The organism is Rhodobacter aestuarii (genome assembly GCF_900156655.1).
GTDB lineage: Bacteria > Pseudomonadota > Alphaproteobacteria > Rhodobacterales > Rhodobacteraceae > Rhodobacter > Rhodobacter aestuarii.
The window spans coordinates 1-1,409 of sequence record NZ_FTOG01000029.1; the positions used below are offsets into that span (position 1 = coordinate 1).

Below are 1,409 nucleotides of genomic sequence, written 5' to 3' on the forward strand. Positions count from 1 at the left end.
ATGAGGGTATCGATATGGGTTTTTTCGATGATCAGCGGCGGCGACATGGCGATGATGTCGCCGGTGGTGCGGATCAAGATGCCTTTCTCATAGGCTTTGAGGAAGGCGCTAAAGGCGCGCTTCGTCGGCTCGCCCGCGATCGGTTCCAGCTCCACCGCGCCAATAAGCCCTTCGTTGCGGATGTCGATCACATGGCGGGTGCCTTTGAGCGAATGCAGCGCCTCTTGCCAGTAAGGCGCAAGCTCCGCCGCGCGCTCGAACAGGCCCTCTTCTTTGTAGGTCTCAAGCGTCGCAAGGCCCGCCGCCGCCGCCACCGGGTTGCCCGAATAGGTGTAGCCGTGGAAGAGTTCGATCATATGCTCGGGCCCTTGCATGAAGGCATCATGCACCTCGGCCGAAGTGAGCACCGCTCCCATCGGGATAACGCCGTTGGTCAGGCCCTTGGCGGTGGTCATCAGGTCCGGCGTCACGCCGTAATGTTGCGCGGCAAAGGGCGCGCCCAAACGGCCATAGCCGGTGATCACCTCGTCAAAGATCAGCAAGATGCCGTGCTTTTTGGTGATCGCGCGGAGTTTTTCGAGATAGCCCTTGGGCGGCAAGAGTACGCCCGTCGAGCCCGCCATCGGCTCCACAATCACCGCGGCGATGGTCTCCGCGCCATGCAGCGCGACGATCCGCTCCAACTCATCGGCGAGGGTCGCGCCATGCTCCGGCTGGCCTTTCGAAAAGGCATTTTGGCCCGGCAAATGCGTATGCGGCAGGTGGTCCACCCCATTGAGCAGGCTGCCAAACATCTTGCGGTTGGTGACAATGCCGCCGACCGAAATGCCGCCAAAGTTCACGCCATGATAGCCGCGCTCGCGGCCAATCAGCCTGGTACGGGCGCCTTCGCCGCGCGCGCGATGGTAGGCAATCGCCAGTTTCAGCGCGGTTTCGACCGATTCCGAACCGGAGTTGGTGAAGAACACATGTTCCATCCCCTCGGGCGCGATGTCGATGATCCGGTTGGCCAGCTCAAAGGCCGCCGGATGGCCCATCTGGAAGGCGGGGGCATAATCGAGCTCTGCCGCCTGTTTGGCGATCGCTTCCGAGATTTTCGGGCGGCAATGGCCCGCGTTGCAGCACCACAGCCCCGCTGTGCCATCGAGCACTTGGCGGCCTTCGGCGGTGGTGTAATGCATGTCTTTGGCACCCACAAACATCCGCGGCGCCTTTTTAAATTGGCGGTTGGCGGTAAAGGGCATCCAGAATGCGTTCAAATCATTGGGCGTCTTGCGGTCGAGCGCCATGGGTCTCTCCATGCGAGTGAGGGGGTGGGGCATCCGGGCGGTTTGACCACACGGTCAGGCGCAGGCTAACATCGGCGCGCGCGGCGTCAAGCGGGGGTGAGCGGCGGCGCGCCACCGGGG

Annotated in this window: 1 protein-coding gene; it reads right to left on the reverse strand. The window is 62.7% G+C overall.

The genetic code is table 11. The annotated features are described in order from the left end of the window. A partial coding sequence (locus tag BW967_RS18340; protein ID WP_076486569.1) for an omega-aminotransferase AptA occupies window positions 1-1,289 on the reverse strand: 1,289 nt, incomplete at its 3' end. Window positions 1,290-1,409 lie beyond the last annotated feature (120 nt).